At 71.1% G+C, this 15,301-nt stretch carries 17 protein-coding genes; 10 read left to right on the top strand and 7 right to left on the bottom strand.

The annotated features are described in order from the left end of the window. The first annotated feature begins 53 nt into the window (after positions 1–53). Positions 54–1,727, top strand: coding sequence for a protein kinase (locus AB0L75_RS22345; protein ID WP_365183421.1), 1,674 nt, complete (start codon positions 54–56; stop codon positions 1,725–1,727). Between the two features lie 39 nt (positions 1,728–1,766). On the opposite strand, the gene AB0L75_RS22340 is transcribed toward AB0L75_RS22345, so the two are convergent. Then, a complete protein-coding gene (locus AB0L75_RS22340; RefSeq protein WP_365183420.1) occupies positions 1,767–2,081 on the bottom strand; it encodes an AzlD domain-containing protein in 315 nt (104 codons plus the stop codon). Then, positions 2,078–2,776: an AzlC family ABC transporter permease gene (locus AB0L75_RS22335; protein WP_365183417.1), complete on the bottom strand. Its 699-nt coding sequence runs from the start codon at positions 2,774–2,776 to the stop codon at positions 2,078–2,080. Before AB0L75_RS22335 ends, AB0L75_RS22340 begins: the two co-directional genes overlap by 4 nt. Positions 2,777–2,843: 67 nt before the next feature. Between AB0L75_RS22335 and AB0L75_RS22330 the strand changes: the two genes are divergently transcribed. Further along, a complete protein-coding gene (locus tag AB0L75_RS22330) occupies positions 2,844–3,407 on the top strand; it encodes an XRE family transcriptional regulator (RefSeq protein ID WP_365183415.1) in 564 nt (187 codons plus the stop codon). Between the two features lie 130 nt (positions 3,408–3,537). Here AB0L75_RS22330 and AB0L75_RS22325 read toward each other — a convergent pair whose 3' ends face one another. Continuing rightward, positions 3,538–3,741: a cold-shock protein gene (locus AB0L75_RS22325; RefSeq protein WP_023547521.1), complete on the bottom strand. Its 204-nt coding sequence runs from the start codon at positions 3,739–3,741 to the stop codon at positions 3,538–3,540. A 288-nt stretch (positions 3,742–4,029) separates the two neighbouring features. Here AB0L75_RS22325 and AB0L75_RS22320 point away from each other — a divergent pair, with 288 nt between their 5' ends. The 6 genes from AB0L75_RS22320 to AB0L75_RS22295 all read left to right on the top strand — a co-directional run bounded on the left by AB0L75_RS22320 (position 4,030) and on the right by AB0L75_RS22295 (position 10,211). Next, positions 4,030–4,878 (top strand): menaquinone biosynthesis protein, encoded by an 849-nt coding sequence (locus AB0L75_RS22320; RefSeq protein WP_365183413.1) that lies wholly within the window; start codon positions 4,030–4,032, stop codon positions 4,876–4,878. Positions 4,879–4,956: 78 nt separating this feature from the next. After that, entirely contained in the window at positions 4,957–6,729 is a 1,773-nt protein-coding gene (locus AB0L75_RS22315) for a protein kinase (protein WP_365183411.1), read from the top strand. 33 nt (positions 6,730–6,762) lie between these two features. After that, complete coding sequence (locus AB0L75_RS22310; RefSeq protein ID WP_365183408.1) at positions 6,763–7,509, top strand: A24 family peptidase; 747 nt, start codon at positions 6,763–6,765, stop codon at positions 7,507–7,509. 157 nt (positions 7,510–7,666) lie between these two features. Further along, positions 7,667–8,866 (top strand): cyclic dehypoxanthinyl futalosine synthase, encoded by a 1,200-nt coding sequence (gene mqnC, locus AB0L75_RS22305; RefSeq protein WP_365183405.1) that lies wholly within the window; start codon positions 7,667–7,669, stop codon positions 8,864–8,866. A 7-nt stretch (positions 8,867–8,873) separates the two neighbouring features. Continuing rightward, the gene (locus AB0L75_RS22300; protein WP_365183403.1) at positions 8,874–9,473 is read left to right on the top strand and encodes a hypothetical protein; all 600 of its coding nucleotides are present in this window, start codon (positions 8,874–8,876) and stop codon (positions 9,471–9,473) included. Between the two features lie 42 nt (positions 9,474–9,515). Further along, the gene (locus tag AB0L75_RS22295) at positions 9,516–10,211 is read left to right on the top strand and encodes a demethylmenaquinone methyltransferase (protein WP_365183400.1); all 696 of its coding nucleotides are present in this window, start codon (positions 9,516–9,518) and stop codon (positions 10,209–10,211) included. Between the two features lie 44 nt (positions 10,212–10,255). On the opposite strand, the gene AB0L75_RS22290 is transcribed toward AB0L75_RS22295, so the two are convergent. Together AB0L75_RS22290 and AB0L75_RS22285 are read right to left on the bottom strand one after the other, a co-directional pair. After that, positions 10,256–10,564, bottom strand: a complete 309-nt coding sequence (locus AB0L75_RS22290) for a PASTA domain-containing protein (protein WP_365183397.1) — start codon at positions 10,562–10,564, stop codon at positions 10,256–10,258. A 109-nt stretch (positions 10,565–10,673) separates the two neighbouring features. Next, positions 10,674–11,192: a GNAT family N-acetyltransferase gene (locus AB0L75_RS22285; protein WP_365183394.1), complete on the bottom strand. Its 519-nt coding sequence runs from the start codon at positions 11,190–11,192 to the stop codon at positions 10,674–10,676. Between the two features lie 97 nt (positions 11,193–11,289). Here AB0L75_RS22285 and AB0L75_RS22280 point away from each other — a divergent pair, with 97 nt between their 5' ends. After that, complete coding sequence (locus AB0L75_RS22280) at positions 11,290–12,582, top strand: geranylgeranyl reductase family protein (protein WP_365183391.1); 1,293 nt, start codon at positions 11,290–11,292, stop codon at positions 12,580–12,582. Here the strand turns inward: AB0L75_RS22280 and def are convergent, their stop codons facing one another. Then, a complete protein-coding gene (def, locus tag AB0L75_RS22275; protein ID WP_365183388.1) occupies positions 12,583–13,206 on the bottom strand; it encodes a peptide deformylase in 624 nt (207 codons plus the stop codon). Positions 13,207–13,375: 169 nt separating this feature from the next. Beyond that, positions 13,376–14,188, bottom strand: coding sequence for a C40 family peptidase (locus AB0L75_RS22270; protein ID WP_365183387.1), 813 nt, complete (start codon positions 14,186–14,188; stop codon positions 13,376–13,378). A gap of 752 nt (positions 14,189–14,940) precedes the next feature. On the opposite strand from AB0L75_RS22270, the gene AB0L75_RS22265 reads away from it, so the two are divergent. Then, on the top strand, positions 14,941–15,300 hold the full coding sequence (locus AB0L75_RS22265; RefSeq protein WP_003992243.1) for an NADH-quinone oxidoreductase subunit A: 360 nt from the start codon (positions 14,941–14,943) through the stop codon (positions 15,298–15,300). Position 15,301 lies beyond the last annotated feature (1 nt).

Here is a 15,301-nt window from a genome sequence, read left to right as displayed (position 1 = left end):
CGTTTAGGCTGCTGGCGTTGGCCAAGGCATTGTGTACGGGGGGTAGTGGGCCGATGAACCATGCGACGGAGGTCTTCCAGTCGCTCCAGGCGGACGATCCACCAGTGGTGGCCGGGTACCGGCTCGCCGCGCGGCTGGGGGCGGGTGGCATGGGCCGGGTCTACCTGTCGCACACGCAGGGCGGCCGGCCGGTGGCGATCAAGGTGGTACGGCCGGAGCTGGCGGACGACCCGGACTTCCGGCGGCGGTTCGGCCGGGAGATCGCGGCGGCCCGGCGGGTCCGGGGCGCGTACACCGCCGAGCTGATCGACGGGGACGCGGACGGCGTACCGCCGTGGCTGGCCACGCTGTACGTGCCCGGTCCGTCCCTGACGGAGGCCGTGGCCCGGCGTGGGCCGCTGCCCGTACCGGCGGTGCTGTGGCTGATGGCGGGCGTGGCCGAGGCGCTGCAGGCCATCCACGCCGAGGGCATCGTGCACCGGGATCTGAAGCCGTCGAACGTGCTGCTGGCGGCCGACGGGCCACGGGTGATCGACTTCGGTGTCGCGCTGGCCGCCGACGGAACCTCGTACACGGCGACGGGGGGCACGATCGGCACGCCCTCGTTCATGGCGCCGGAGCAGGCGGCCGGGGGCGAGGTGACATCGGCGACCGATGTCTTCGCCCTCGGTCAGACGGCGGCGTTCGCGGCGCTGGGCAGGCCGCTCTACGGTGACGGCTCGGCCGTCAACGTGCTGTACCGGATCGTCCACACCGAACCCGATCTGCCCTTGGTGCCCGAGCCGCTGCGTCCGCTGCTCGCCCGGTGCCTGGCCGCCGACCCGGCGGAGCGGGCCACTCCGGCTGAGGTCGTGGAGTGGTGCCGACAGCGGCTGGGCGCGGACGCCGACGCGGGCGGGGGGCCGTCCGTGTGGCGGGAGATCGCCGGGCCGGAGGTCGCCGTACCGGCGCCGGTGCCCGAGCCGACTCCGGCCTTCTCGCAGCAGCCGGTGCCCGCGCCCACCCAGACGTATCCGCAGCCGCGGTTCGGGTGGCCGCAGCCGACGCCGGAGGAGCGCAAGGCCCGCAGACGGCGCACGGCGCTGATCACGGCCGTCGGCGTGGTGGGGGGCGCGCTGCTGGTGACGGCTGCGGCCTGGTTCCTCATGGAGGCCAAGGGCCGACTCGACGGCCGGGACACGGCCGGCTCCGGGACGTCCGCCACGGGACCGGCCGTACGGTCCTCCTCATCGGCGTCCGCGCCCGGTTCCTCATCGGATTCCTCAGGCGCGTCGGACGCGTCGGACTCCTCGGGTTCGTCGGCCCGGGGGACCGGTGACGGTGCGTCCTCGGCCTCGCCCCAGGAGCCGCGGCCGGAGGGGTTCCCCCAGGTGTGGCTGGACGCGAAGACCTCGCTGAGCCTCAAGGCCAAGGACCCCGGACGGAAGGACCGCAAGGGGGACATCCGCTTCGACTGTCAGGCACTCGGCTGCGAACTGAAGAGCGACAGCACCGTGTTCATGCAGATGTTCGGCGCACACGGCACCACCCTCGACGAGTGCCGTCTCATGCTCAGGAGCGCCAAGAACCACAGTTGGACGCTGGCCGCGGCGGCCGCGGGCACCGAGATCTGCATGAAGGACACCGAAGGCAACATCGGGCTGTACGTGATCCAGGTCAAGTCCACCGCGATGCCGGACATCGCCTTCCTTACGGGAGACCTGACGGTCTGGCGGAAGGCGGCCTGAGCGTCGGCGCCCTGGAAGGGGCGCGGGGCTGTGTCGCGCTTACCTCACCGCGACCAGCCGTAGCAGCGCCGTCGCCGCCGCCGCGGCCAGCACCACCACGATGAACGGCGCTCGGCGCCAGGCCAGGGCGGCGCCGACCAGGACCCCGGCCGGCCGAGCCCACCCCGCGAAGCCGCCACCCTCGGCCAACGCCCCCGTGGCCAGCAGAGCGACCAGCAGGACGACGGCACCGGCCGAGGCCAACTCCTGCACCCGGGCCGGTATCTCGACCCGGCCGTGCAGCACCGGCCCCACCAGCCGGAAGGCGTACGTACCGAGGGCCAGCGCCACGATCACGACGACGGTCGCGTTCATACGGCGACCTCCACGGACCGTCGGCGGTGCAGGAAGAGCCCCGCCAGGGCGAGCAGCACCGGCACCCCGGCCGGCACCGCGGGCGTGACCGCCAGCGCCAGGACCCCGCCGGCTATCGCGCACCGCCGTACCGTCGCGTCCGCGCGCAGCGTCGGCAGGACCAGGGCGACCAGGACGGCCGGGAACGCGGCGTCCAGCCCGTAGCGTGCGGTGTCCCCGAGGGCGCTGCCCGCCATGGCACCGGCCAGCACCCCGATGTTCCACACGGCGAACAGACCGAGCCCGGAGATCCAGAACGCCCGCCGCTGCCGTACCGGATCGGGCTGGGCGAGGGCGAAGGCGACCGTCTCGTCGGTGACCAGGTGCGCGCCGAGGAAGCGGGCGGCGCGGCCGGGGCCGAGGAGGTGCGCCACGGCCAGGCTGAAGGCCGCCGTCCGGGTGTTCAGCAGCAGCCCGGTGGCCGCGGCGGCGAACGGCCCGCCCCCGGCGATCAGCACGCCGACCGCGCTGAACTGGGCCGATCCGGCGTACACCACCAGGGACATGAGCACCGGCACCCACACCGGCAGCCCGCCGGCGACGGAGACGGCACCGAAGGAGACACCGACGATGCCGCTGGCCAGCCAGACGAGCGAGCTGTCGCGGACGAGTGACGTATCGCCCGGCAAGGGGCTTGTTCGTTGTAGCGAACGCATGTTTTCTAGAATGGACAGCGACGGCCTGTCCGTCAAGACGAACGATCGTACCGATGGAGCGAACGATATGTCCGAGGCAACCGACAAGCTCCCGAGGGAGTGGATCGCCGAGTCCCTCAGGCGGGAGCGCACCCGCACCGGGCTGTCCCTGTCGGAGCTGGCCAAGCGCGCCGGAATCGCGAAGTCCACGCTGTCCCAGCTGGAGTCCGCGAGCGGCAACCCGAGCGTGGAGACGATCTGGGCGCTGGCCGTCGCGCTGGGCGTCCCGTTCAGCGCGCTGGTCGAGCCGCCGACGCCCAGCGTCCAGGTGATCCGGGCCGGCCAGGGCCCGGCGGTCGCCGCCGAGCGGGCCAGCTTCGTCGGCACCCTGCTCTCGGCAAGCCCTCCCGGGGCCCGCCGGGACATCTACCAGATCCGGATGGAGCCGGACTCGATGCGCGCGGCCGAGCCGCACATCCCGGGCACGACGGAGCATCTGGTCGTCGCCACGGGGCGGGTGAAGGCGGGGCCGGCCGGGGAAGAGGTCGAACTCGGCCCTGGTGATTACATGACTTATCGGGGAGACGTCGCCCACTCGTACGAGGCGCTGGCGCCGGGCACGACCTTCGTCCTCGTCATGCAGCACACGTAGCAACGGCGGAGAATTCGCCGGGAATTCATGCCCCGGGCCCCGGGTGGCAGGCGGAAAGGCAGGAGCCCCGTCACCGAAACGGTGCGGGGCTCCTTGGGTACTGCACTCAGGTTCTGCGATCAGGCAGTGATCAGGCGGGGGTGACGTTCTCCGCCTGCGGACCCTTCGGGCCCTGCGTCACGTCGAAGGTCACCTGCTGGTTCTCTTCGAGCGAGCGGAAGCCGTTCGCGTTGATCGCGGAGTAGTGAACGAAGACGTCGGGGCCGCCGCCCTCCTGGGCGATGAAGCCAAAGCCCTTTTCGGCGTTGAACCACTTCACGGTTCCGGTAGCCATAAGCCCTCCTTGGGCTCACAAAGGGTTTGCCCTGCTCCAGAACCTGCAAGTGTGAAACGGTGCTGCACAACTGCATATGTCTGAAAACGACGAGAGCCCGCGGTCACATGCTCCGCAGGCTCTGTACTGCAAGGGAAACCAAACTGCAACTTGCGGCGAGCCTAGCACGCGGGCAGCCGAAAGCAATAGAGGTCAAGATCACGTCACCCGGATGTTTGAACAGCTGTGGTGCTATTTGACGGTGGGGTCGGTCCCGGCACCGTACAGGACGGGGTCTAGTCTCGCGATGTGGACCATCCCCGCACCCGGCCGCGCGTCGGCCACATCCAGTTCCTGAACTGCCTGCCCCTGTACTGGGGGCTCGCGAGAACCGGCACCCTCCTCGACTTCGAGCTGACCAAGGACACCCCGGACAAGCTCAACGAGATGCTGGTGCGGGGCGAACTCGACATCGCGCCCATCACCCTGGTCGAGTTCCTCAAGCACGCGGACGAGCTGGTCGCCTTCCCCGACATCGCCGTCGGCTGCGACGGCCCGGTGATGTCCTGCGTGATCGTCTCGCAGCTGCCGCTCGACCGGCTGGACGGCGCCAAGGTCGCCCTCGGCTCGACCTCCCGCACCTCGGTCCGGCTCGCCCAGCTCCTGCTCGCCGAGCGCTATGGCGTACAGCCGGAGTACTACACCTCCGCGCCCGACCTCAGCCTGATGATGCAGGAGGCCGAGGCCGGCGTCCTCATCGGCGACGCCGCCCTGCGCGCCAACCTCCACGACGGGCCGCGCTACGGCCTCGACGTCCACGACCTCGGCGCGCTGTGGAAGGAGTGGACGGGCCTGCCGTTCGTCTTCGCGGTGTGGGCCGTCCGGCGCGAGTACCTGGAGCGCGAACCGGTCCTCACCCGCCGGATCCACGAGGCCTTCCTCGCCTCCCGCAACCTCTCCCTGGAGGAGGTCGGCAAGGTCGCCGAGCAGGCGGCCCGCTGGGAGGCCTTCGACGAGACGACCCTGGCGCAGTACTTCACCACCCTCGACTTCAGCTTCGGCACCCCGCAGCTGGACGCCGTCGCCGAGTTCGCCCGCCGCATCGGCCCGACGACCGGCTTCCCGGCGGACGTGAAGGTGGACCTGCTGCAGCGGTGAAGCACTACTAGGCTGCTGCCCGAAGACGTCGGCCACACGCGTGAAGACGTGGGCCACACGCGTTGGGGGGAGCGCGCCATGCAGCCGCTGGACGTGGACGAGCCGGCCACCATCGGGCCCTACCGGCTGCTCGGCCGGCTCGGCTCCGGTGGCATGGGCCGGGTCTACCTCGGCCGCAGCGCGGGCGGCCGTACGGTCGCCGTGAAGATCGTGCACCCGCACTTCGCCCTGGACGAGGAGTTCCGCGCCCGCTTCCGGCGCGAGGTCGCGGCCGCCCGCCGGGTCGGCGGCGCCTGGACCGCGCCCGTCCTGGACGCGGCCCCGGACGCCCCGGTGCCCTGGGTGGCCACCGCCTACGCGGCCGGCCCGTCCCTCGCCGCGGCCGTCGCCGACACCGGCCCGCTGCCCGCGCACACCGTACGGGCCCTGGGCGCGGGCCTCGCCGAGGCGCTCACCGCCGTACACGAACTGGGCCTGGTCCACCGGGACGTGAAGCCGTCCAACGTCCTGCTGACCCTGGACGGCCCCCTCCTCATCGACTTCGGCATCGCGCGGGCCATGGACGGCACGGCGTCCCTGACGTCGACCGGGGTGTCGGTCGGTTCCCCCGGCTACATGGCGCCCGAGCAGATCCTCGGCAAGGGCGCCACCGGCGCCGCCGACGTCTTCTCCCTCGGTGCCGTCCTCGCCTACGCGGCCACCGGCGAGCCGCCCTTCCGCGGCGACTCCTCGGCCGCGCTGCTCTACAAGGTCGTCCACGAGCAGCCCGAACTGGGCGCTCTGAGCGGCGATGTGCGGGAGACGGCGGCGGCCTGTCTGGCCAAGGACCCGTCCGCCCGCCCCACCCCCGCCGAAGTGAGCCGACGGCTCGCCCCCGAAGGGCCCGCCCGCCTGGTCGCCGGCGGCTGGCTGCCCGGCCCCCTGGTGGAACAGGTCAGCCGGAGCGCCGTACGCCTGCTCAACCTGGACACGGGGGAGACGGTGCGCTCGGGCCCGGTGGCCTTCGACAACCCGGCGCAGACAGAGCCGCCGGCCGGGGTCTTCGGGCCTCCGCCCGTGATGAGCACCGAGGATTCCCCAGGCGGCGACGCCGATGGTTCCCCGGCACCGGCGACCGGTGCGGCCGACGGTTCCGCGGCATCGGCGACCGGTGCGGCCGACGGTTCCGCGGCATCGGCGACCGGTGTGGACGGGGCGCCCGCCGGAGCGCAGACCGTCGTACCCGCGCCCCGTGACGCGCCCCCGCCCGGCCGGGTCTCCGTCAGTGTGGCGGCGGCCGCCACACCGGTGGAGGGCGCCCGCGGACGCCGGCTGAGCTGCACGGTGGTACTGGCCGTCGCCGGCGCGCTGGCCGCAGGCGGCCTGGGACTGGGCCTACTGCTGCGCCCCTGGTCCCACCAGGACGCGGACAACGGCGTGGGCAGCGTCCCCTCCCTCTCCCAGACCCCGACCGAGGCCTCCGGCGGCGCCACCGGCGCCACCGGCGACAGCCCGGTCCCGGCCCGCTACCTCGGCACCTGGGAAGGCTCGGCCACCGGCCTCGGCGGCGCCGTGCCCATGGGCACCTTCCGGCTCACCGTCCATCAGGCCGCGGTGGGCAAGGAGTTGGGGCAGCTCCGGCAGACCGACGCGATCGGCGGTGTGTGCACCGACATCCTCACCCTGAAGAAGGTGACGAAGACCCAGATCCTCGCGACCTCGGTGGGCGCCGGGGACAACCCCGGGCACTGCGTACCGACCCCGCACCAGGTGGAGTTGACCCCGGTCGGCGACGATCTGAAGTTCACCTCGGACAGTTCGGCCGAGGGCAACCCGGTGGCACGCCTGTCGAAGCTCGGATCAGCGGGGTGAGCGGGGCCGGATGAGTGGGGTGAGCGGGGCCTGATGAGCACGGGCGCGTTGGTGGCCGTCGCCGCGCTGTGGGGTGCGCTGGCGGGCGCGCTGCTGCCGCGCGCCGTCTACCGCTTCGCCGTCCCCTCCGGTGAACCGTGGCGGGACCGCTGCCCGGACGGCCACCCGATCCGCGGCTGGGCCGGGCGGACCGGATGCGGCGCCTGCGGGGGACGCGGCGGACGCGGGGGCCGGGGACCGCAGGCGTCCGTGCTCACCACCGCCCTCGCCACCCTCCTGACCTGCACCGCTCTTGCCGCCGCCACCGGCACCCGCCCGGAGCTGGCGGTCTGGCTGCTGCTCGCGCCCGTCGGGGTACTGCTGGCCGTGATCGACATCCGGGTGCAGCGGCTGCCCGACCCGCTGACCCTGCCGCTCGCCGCGGCCGCCCTCGCCCTGCTGGGCCTGGCCGCGCTGCTGCCCGAGCACGCCGGTCACTGGCCCACCGCGCTGTACGGCGCCCTCGCGCTCGGCGCCGGCTACTACGCGCTGTACCTCATCAACCCCTCCGGCATGGGCTTCGGCGATGTGAAGCTGGCCGTCGGCATGGGTGCCGTACTCGGCTGGTACGGCTGGTCCGCGGTCCTGCTCGGTACCTTCGCCGGCTTCCTGCTCGGCGCCCTGTACGGCGGTGCGCTCGTCGTCCTGCGGCGGGCCGGGCGCAGGACCGCGATCGCGTTCGGGCCGTTCCTGATCACGGGGGCGTTCCTGGGGCTGCTGGCGGGGGCGTACACGGCGTAGCCCGGTGTGGCCAGGGGGCCGGCAGGCGTGGTCCGGCTCCGGGCCGCGGAAGGCCCTGGCGTAGGCTGGATCAGTCCGCCCACCCGTCTCCCGCCACCACCCTTGTACGGAGCGCTTCGCGCGCACCTTTTGATTTCCTTGACGAAAGGGACGCCCTGTGACCGAGAAGGCCGGCCTCCAGTCTGTCCTCGACCGTGCCGCGGGCGGCGGACGCATCACGCCAGAGGAGGCGCTCGTCCTCTACCGCGACGCCCCGCTGCACGCGCTGGGCGCCGCCGCCGACGCCGTACGGCGCCGCAAGTACGCCGGCATCGAGCACATCGCGACGTACATCATCGAGCGCAACATCAACTACACGAACGTGTGCGTCACGGCGTGCAAGTTCTGCGCCTTCTACGCGGCCCCCAAGGACAAGGACAAGGGCTGGACCCGCGACCTCGACGACATCCTGCGCCGCTGCGCGGAGACCGTCGAGCTGGGCGGCACCCAGATCATGTTCCAGGGCGGCCACCACCCGGACTACGGCGTCGAGTACTACGAGAAGCACTTCAAGGCCATCAAGGACGCCTTCCCCCAGCTGGTGATCCACTCGCTGGGCGCCTCCGAGGTCGAGCACATGGCCCGGATCAGCGGTGTGTCGGTCGAGGAGGCCATCACCCGCATCCACGAGGCCGGCCTGGACTCCTTCGCGGGCGCCGGCGCGGAACTCCTCCCCGAGCGCCCCCGCAAGGCCATCGCGCCCCTCAAAGAGAGCGGCGAGCGCTGGCTGGAGATCATGGAGGCCGCGCACAGGCTGGGCGTGGAGTCCACCTCCACCATGCTGATGGGCACCGGCGAGACCAACGCCGAGCGCATCGAGCACCTGCGCATGATCCGGGACGTACAGGACCGCACGGGCGGCTTCCGCGCCTTCATCCCGTACACCTACCAGCCCGAGAACAACCACCTGAAGGGCCGCACCCAGGCCACGCTCTTCGAGTACCTGCGGATGATCGCGATCGCCCGCCTGTTCCTCGACAACGTCCAGCACATCCAGGGCTCCTGGCTCACCACCGGCAAGGAGGTCGGCCAGCTGTCCCTGCACTACGGCGCGGACGACCTCGGCTCGATCATGCTGGAGGAGAACGTGGTCTCCTCGGCCGGCGCCAGGCACCGCTCCAACCGCCTGGAGATCATCGACCTGATCCGCAAGGCGGGCCGCGTCCCGGCCCAGCGCGCCACGACGTACGAGCACCTCCTCGTCCACGACGACCCCGCGAACGACCCCGTCGACGACCGCGTGGCCTCCCACATCTCCTCCACGGCCATCGAGGGCGGCACGGCCCACCCCGAACTGAAGCTGCTGGCCTCCAACTAGGCGCGCCGTGCTGACACTTCACGTCGCCGAGCGGTCTCCCGAGACGGCGGTCCTGGTCGACGGGGCGTCCATCGCCGCCGTCGGCCCGTACGAGGAACTGGCCGCCGTCGAGCCCCGGGCCAGGGTGCGCCGCTGGCCCGGCATCCTCACCCCGGGGTTGCTGAACCCGTACGGTCCGGAGCTGCTGGAGGCCACCTACCACCCCGACCCTCGCGAGGCCGACGTCCTCGGCACCGAGCCCATCGGCGGGGAGCGGGCGCGGGAGATCTTCCGCGGCGATCCCGCACGCCTCGGCGCGAGCGCGCGACGCGGGGTGCAGCGGATGCTGGCACACGGCACGGTGGCGGTGGCCGGGGAGCTGCGGTCGCGGGCCGTGGTCGACGCGGTGCGCAGGGCCGGCCTCGCGGTGGGGCAGCGGCCCGACCGCCTTCCGGGCCCGGCGGCGCTGTCCCCGACCCCGCTGGTCCTGCTGCCGCGGCTGGCCCCGGGCGGGCCCGCCCGCTTCGCCGTGTTCGACGTCGCGGACCGCGCCGAACTGGTCCGCCGCGGCGCCGGCACCTGCGTGGCGACCGTGATCGGCGGGCGGTTGGTGTACCGGGGGCGCTGAGCCGCGCGCGGCCCCCTGAACCCGGGCTGCCACAATGGGCGGGTGACCCGCGCTTCCCTGAACAAGCAGCCGCACGAAGTCGCCTCGATGTTCGACGACGTGGCGGAACGGTACGACCTGACCAACGACGTGCTGTCGCTCGGCCAGGACCGGCGCTGGCGCAAGGAGGTGGCGAAGGCGGTCGACGCGCGCCCCGCGCAGAAGATCCTCGACCTGGCCGCCGGTACGGCCACCTCCTCGCTGCCCTTCGCGCGGACGGGCGCGTACGTCGTCCCCTGCGACTTCTCGCTGGGGATGCTGAAGGTCGGCAAGAAGAAGCACACCTGGCTGCCGTTCACGGCCGGCGACGCGACCGCACTGCCGTTCAAGGACGACACCTTCGACGCGGTGACGATCTCCTTCGGGCTGCGCAATGTCCAGGACACGGACGCGGCGCTGCGCGAGATGTACCGGGTGACCCGGCCCGGCGGCCGCGTGGTGATCTGCGAGTTCTCGCACCCGACCTGGGCGCCGTTCCGCACCGTCTACACCGAGTACCTGATGCGGGCGCTGCCGCCGGCCGCGCGCGCGGTGTCCTCGAACCCGGATGCCTACGTCTATCTCGCCGAGTCCATCCGTGCCTGGCCCGACCAGCCGGGCCTCGCCGGACGGCTGCGCAAGGCGGGCTGGTCGAAGGTGGCCTGGCGCAACCTCACCGGCGGCGTGGTCGCGCTGCACCGGGGCTTCAAGGAGAGCTGAGCCTCTTACGGAGCCTGTCCGGTGGCACGGGCGGGGGCTGGGCCTCAGCGGTTGGTCATCTCGAAGGCGTCACCGGGCTCACCGAGTTCGCGTTGCATTCCGCCCGTGGGCGGCCGCGGGATACGTGGCTCGCGCACGCCCCCGCCGCCCTCTCCCTCGCCGAAGTCGAACCACACGTACACCATCGACTCCCGCGGCACCTCGGCACCGGGCTGCGGGTACTGGCGTACGACGTAGTCGACGATCGTGAGGTGGAAGTCCGGGCGGTCGGGCGCGTTGAGGAACAGGCCCTGCGCCCGGGCCGTTTCGCGCGCGTCCACGGCCATCAGCCCGACCAGCCGTGGCACACGCACTTCGGGTGTTTTGGGTGTTATGCGCACAGATGTCACCCCCAGCGGTACTGGAAGGGTAACTCCCGTGCGCCCCGGTCGGAAGGCGCTGGTGTCTTTCTGTGACAGACGGCTACTGTCCGTGATTGAGGGTGAGTCGGAAACAGAGGGCCCGCTCGTCCAGCGTGGGATGCGGATAGGTCTCCGCCGGCTCCATGCCGAGCCGCCGTGTCACCGCGATCGAGCGCTCGTTGCCAGGCCGGACCATCGCCACGACCTCCTTGACCCCGGCCGCCCGCACCCGCTTCAGGGTCTCGTGCGCCGCCGCGGTGACATACCCCTTGCCCCAGTGCGCGCGTCCGAGCCGCCAGCCGATCTCTGTCTCGCCGACCGGACCCCAGCCGGGCCGCCAGGGCTGCGCTCCGGTGAAGCCGATCACCTCGCCGGACTCGTCCAGCATGGTCCACAGGCAGAAGCCGAGTTCCGCGTCGTGCCGTCGCTGTCGTGCGGTGAGTTCCTCGTAGACCGACAGCGCGGCCGGCCTGCCGCCGTAGAACTCCATGACCTCGGGGTCGTCGAAGACCCGGTGCCAGGCGATCGCGTCCTCGTGGGTGGGGACGCGCAGCCGTACCGCGGGGAGGGGTCGGTTCACAGGGCAGCCCTTCAGCCGGGTGATCAATTCTGCTGAATAGACTGCCCATGTCCAGTGCCGGTCGGCACGCAGATTTCGAACTTGGGGAGATCCCGCCGTGACCGTCGTGAAGGAGCCCCTCTCCGAGAACACCGCCGACGTGATCGTCGTCGGCGCGGGGCCGGCCGGCTCCACGACCGCCTACCACCTCGCCAAGGCCGGTCTCGACGTCCTGCTCCTGGAGAAGACCGAGTTCCCGCGGGAGAAGGTCTGCGGCGACGGCCTCACCCCGCGCGCGGTGAAGCAGCTCGTGGCCATGGGCATCGACATCTCCGAGGAGGCCGGCTGGCTGCGCAACAAGGGCCTGCGCATCATCGGCGGCGGCTCCCGCCTCCAGCTGGACTGGCCGGATCTCGCCGCGTTCCCGAACTACGGCCTCGTCCGCAAGCGTGACGACTTCGACGAGCAGCTCGCCCGCAACGCCCAGAAGGCGGGGGCGCGGTTGTACGAGCGCTGCACGGTGAGCGGCCCGCTCATCGACGACCGCACCGGCCGTATCACCGGCGTGACCGCCAGGCTCGGCGAGGAGAAGCGCGAGGTCACCTTCCACGCGCCGTTGGTGGTGGCGGCCGACGGCAACTCCACCCGGCTGTCCCTCGCGATGGGCCTGCACCGCCGCGAGGACCGCCCCATGGGTGTCGCGGTGCGCACCTACTTCACCTCGCCCCGCCACGACGACGACTACCTGGAGTCCTGGCTGGAGCTGTGGGACCGCCGCGGCCCCCAGGACCGCCTCCTGCCCGGCTACGGCTGGATCTTCGGCATGGGCGACGGCACGTCGAACGTGGGACTCGGTGTGCTGAACACCTCCGCCTCCTTCAAGGAGCTGGACTGGCGCGAGGTCCTCAAGGCCTGGTGCGCCTCCATGCCGGAGGACTGGGGCTACACCCCCGAGAACATGACCGGCCCCATCCGCGGCGCCGCCCTGCCCATGGCCTTCAACCGCCAGCCGCACTACACGCGCGGCCTGCTGCTCGTGGGCGACGCCGGCGGCCTGGTGAACCCCTTCAACGGCGAGGGCATCGCCTACGCCATGGAGTCCGGCCAGATCGCCGCCGACGTCATCGTCCAGGCCCACGCGCGGGCCACGCCCGCCCAGCGCGAGATCGCCCTGCAGCGCTACCCGCGCGTCCTCAAGGACACCTACGGCGGCTACTACACGCTCGGCCGCGCCTTCGTGAAGCTCATCGGCAACCCGAAGGTCATGCAGATCGCCGCCCAGCGCGGCCTCACGCACCCGATGCTGATGAAGTTCACCCTCAAGCTCCTCGCGAACCTCACCGACCCCACGGGCGGCGACGCGATGGACCGCATCATCAACGGCCTGAGCAAGGTGGCCCCGAAGGCGTGACTAGGCGCTGAGCGCGGCCGCGTTGGCGGCCCGGCGGGCGAACACCTCGTCCCGCCGGTCCGCCATCTGCCGCAGCGCGTCCTTTTTCTCCCGCTTGGAGAGCCGATCCAGGTAGATGTACCCGTTGGTGTGGTCGGTCTCGTGGACGAGGCAGCGGGCGAAGTACCCGGTGCCCTCGATGACGATCGGATTGCCGTCCCTGTCCTGGCCGCGCACGACGGCCCGGTCCGGCCGCGGTACGGCCATCACGGCACCCGGCACCGACAGGCAGCCCTCACCCTCGTCCAGCAACCGCCGCCCGCTCGTGGGTGTTTCCAGCACCGGATTGATGATGTGCCCGACATGTCGGACACCGTCGTCATCGGGGCAGTCGTACACGAACAGCCGCAGATCGACCCCGACCTGATTCGCCGCCAGTCCCGCCCCTTCGGCGACATACAGGGTGAGGAACATGTCGTCGATGAGCGCGGCGAGGTCGGGCCCGAACTCCGTGACGTCCCGGCACGGCTTGTGCAGAACCTCCTCGCCGACCTCGGTGACCCGGCGCACCGCACCACGACGGGCCTCGGGGGCATGGCGGGGGTAGTAGTCAGCGGGCTTTCCCTGTATGAACACGCGTGGCATCGCGCGGTCTCCTTCGCTCGTGGACGGACCGCCGAGCGGCGGCCCGTGCCGAGCATGTCAGGAACCGCGTCCTGGCGTGCCTGGAGCCCCTGACGCGCCGGAAACGGCGCGAGGGCCGCTGCCCCCGAGCGGCTGCGGCCCTACGCGCGTCGAGACGCGTACGGAGTGCTCAGAGCACCCGCACGGCGCCGGTCGGCGGGTCGTACGACAGCGGCTTCTCGACGATGCCCGTGGACGGGTTCTGCGCGCCGACGAACATACCGTCGCCGACGTACACCGCCACGTGGTACGCGCTGCCCGCGCTGCCCCAGTAGAGGATGTCACCCGGCTGCAGGTTGCTCAGCGAGACCTGCGTGCCCGCGGTCGACTGGTCCTGGGAGACGCGCGGCAGGCTGACGCCGATCTCCTTGAACGCGGACTGCACCAGGCCGGAGCAGTCGTAGGCGCTCGGGCCGGAGGCGCCCAGCACGTAGGACTTGCCGATCTGCGCCTTCACGAAGGCGATGACGGCCGCGGCCGAACCGGTCGCGGTGGACGTGCTCGTGGAGGTGCTGCCGGAGTCGGACGTGGCGGAGAGCGTCGTCCGCTCCGCGTTGCGCGAGGCGCGGGCGGCGGCCTCCTTGCGCGCGGTCTCCTCGGCCTGCTTCTTGGCCTCGGCGGCCTTCTGCTTGGCCTCCGCAAGGTCCGACTTGGCCTGCTTCGCGGCCTTTGCGGCGGCCGCGTCACGCTCGGCCTGCAGCTGGTAGTTCGCGGCGGCCTGCTGGGTGGCGTCCGCGGACTTGGCTGCCTGAGCGGCCAGGTCGGCCGTCAGGGTGGGCAGTTCGAGGGTCTGCGTCACCGGCTCGGCGGCGTTCGCCGACCCGGACGCCCCGGCGACTGCCAGGGTGCTGAGGACGCCACCGGCAACTCCGGCCCGCATCGCGATGGTCGACGCGCTGCGGCGGGGCTTCCGGTGGCTGCGTATGTGAGCGGTGTGGGACATGGGGATAACGGGTACCAGGGGCTCCTTCATATCTTCAAGAAACGTGTGCTGCGCCACAGTTGCTCAATCGAGACCTCAAATCCCGGGCGCGTCGGTCTTTATTGACGCCGTAACGGACATTGCGGACGACGGTGATCAAGCCCTTGATCATGGTCTTTGATCATTACGTCCGAATTGCCCCACGCCTACCACTGGTTGGGATGATTGGCCAAGCCCGGTTCTCAGGAGCCTCTCATAGATGTGGCGGAGGTCACGGAACGGTTACCGGAACCGTGGCGTCCCGTGCGCGCGGCGCTCGTGAATGCATGCACGCGCCCGCACTGCGTCCACATCCCGCCCCGCGGCTCCCTCCGATGTGTGAACGGAGTCCTCTACCAGGCAGTGGCGTCCAGCACCAATTTGCATGCAGCGGAAGTCTCTTGATATTGAGACGACCCTTCCGGCCTGCGATGACGAGCGAGAATGTCACTTCTGGTGATCAACTGAACGCTTCGCGTATGAAGATCACCCATCATCCGACTTCATGATCCTTCGTCAGGTGGTGGAGATCACAAAGCTCGTCCAATACCCCGTGTCGCAGATCACAGAGCGGCGGGCATAAGATGCGTGGCAGCTGGGCTTGTGACCTGCTTCACATGTTCTCGATCTTCGCCCGGGACGAGCGGGGCTCGTGGGACCGACGAGGCGGAAGTGAGCCTGGTGCACCAGTGCAACCGCCAGCAGTCAGCGCCGACTGAGAGGAGCGAGGAGCGGTGAACGCGTATGCGCCCATCCTCGTACTGGGAGCCCTCGGGGCAGGCTTTGCGATCTTCTCCGTGGTCATGGCCACGCTGATCGGTCCGAAGCGCTACAACCGCGCCAAGCTCGAGGCCTACGAGTGCGGCATCGAGCCGACCCCCACGCCGGCCGGCGGCGGGCGCTTCCCCATCAAGTACTACCTGACGGCGATGCTCTTCATCGTCTTCGACATCGAGATCGTCTTCCTCTATCCCTGGGCCGTCACCTTCGACGCCTTGGGGATTTTCGGGCTCGTGGAGATGCTGCTCTTCGTGCTCACCGTCTTCGTCGCGTACGCGTACGTATGGCGGCGCGGCGGCCTGGAATGGGACTGAG

It is taken from the genome of Streptomyces sp. NPDC052101 (assembly GCF_040680235.1).
GTDB lineage: Bacteria > Actinomycetota > Actinomycetes > Streptomycetales > Streptomycetaceae > Streptomyces.
Note: the sequence above shows the minus strand (reverse complement) of the source record. Positions and strands in the feature narration are given on the sequence as shown.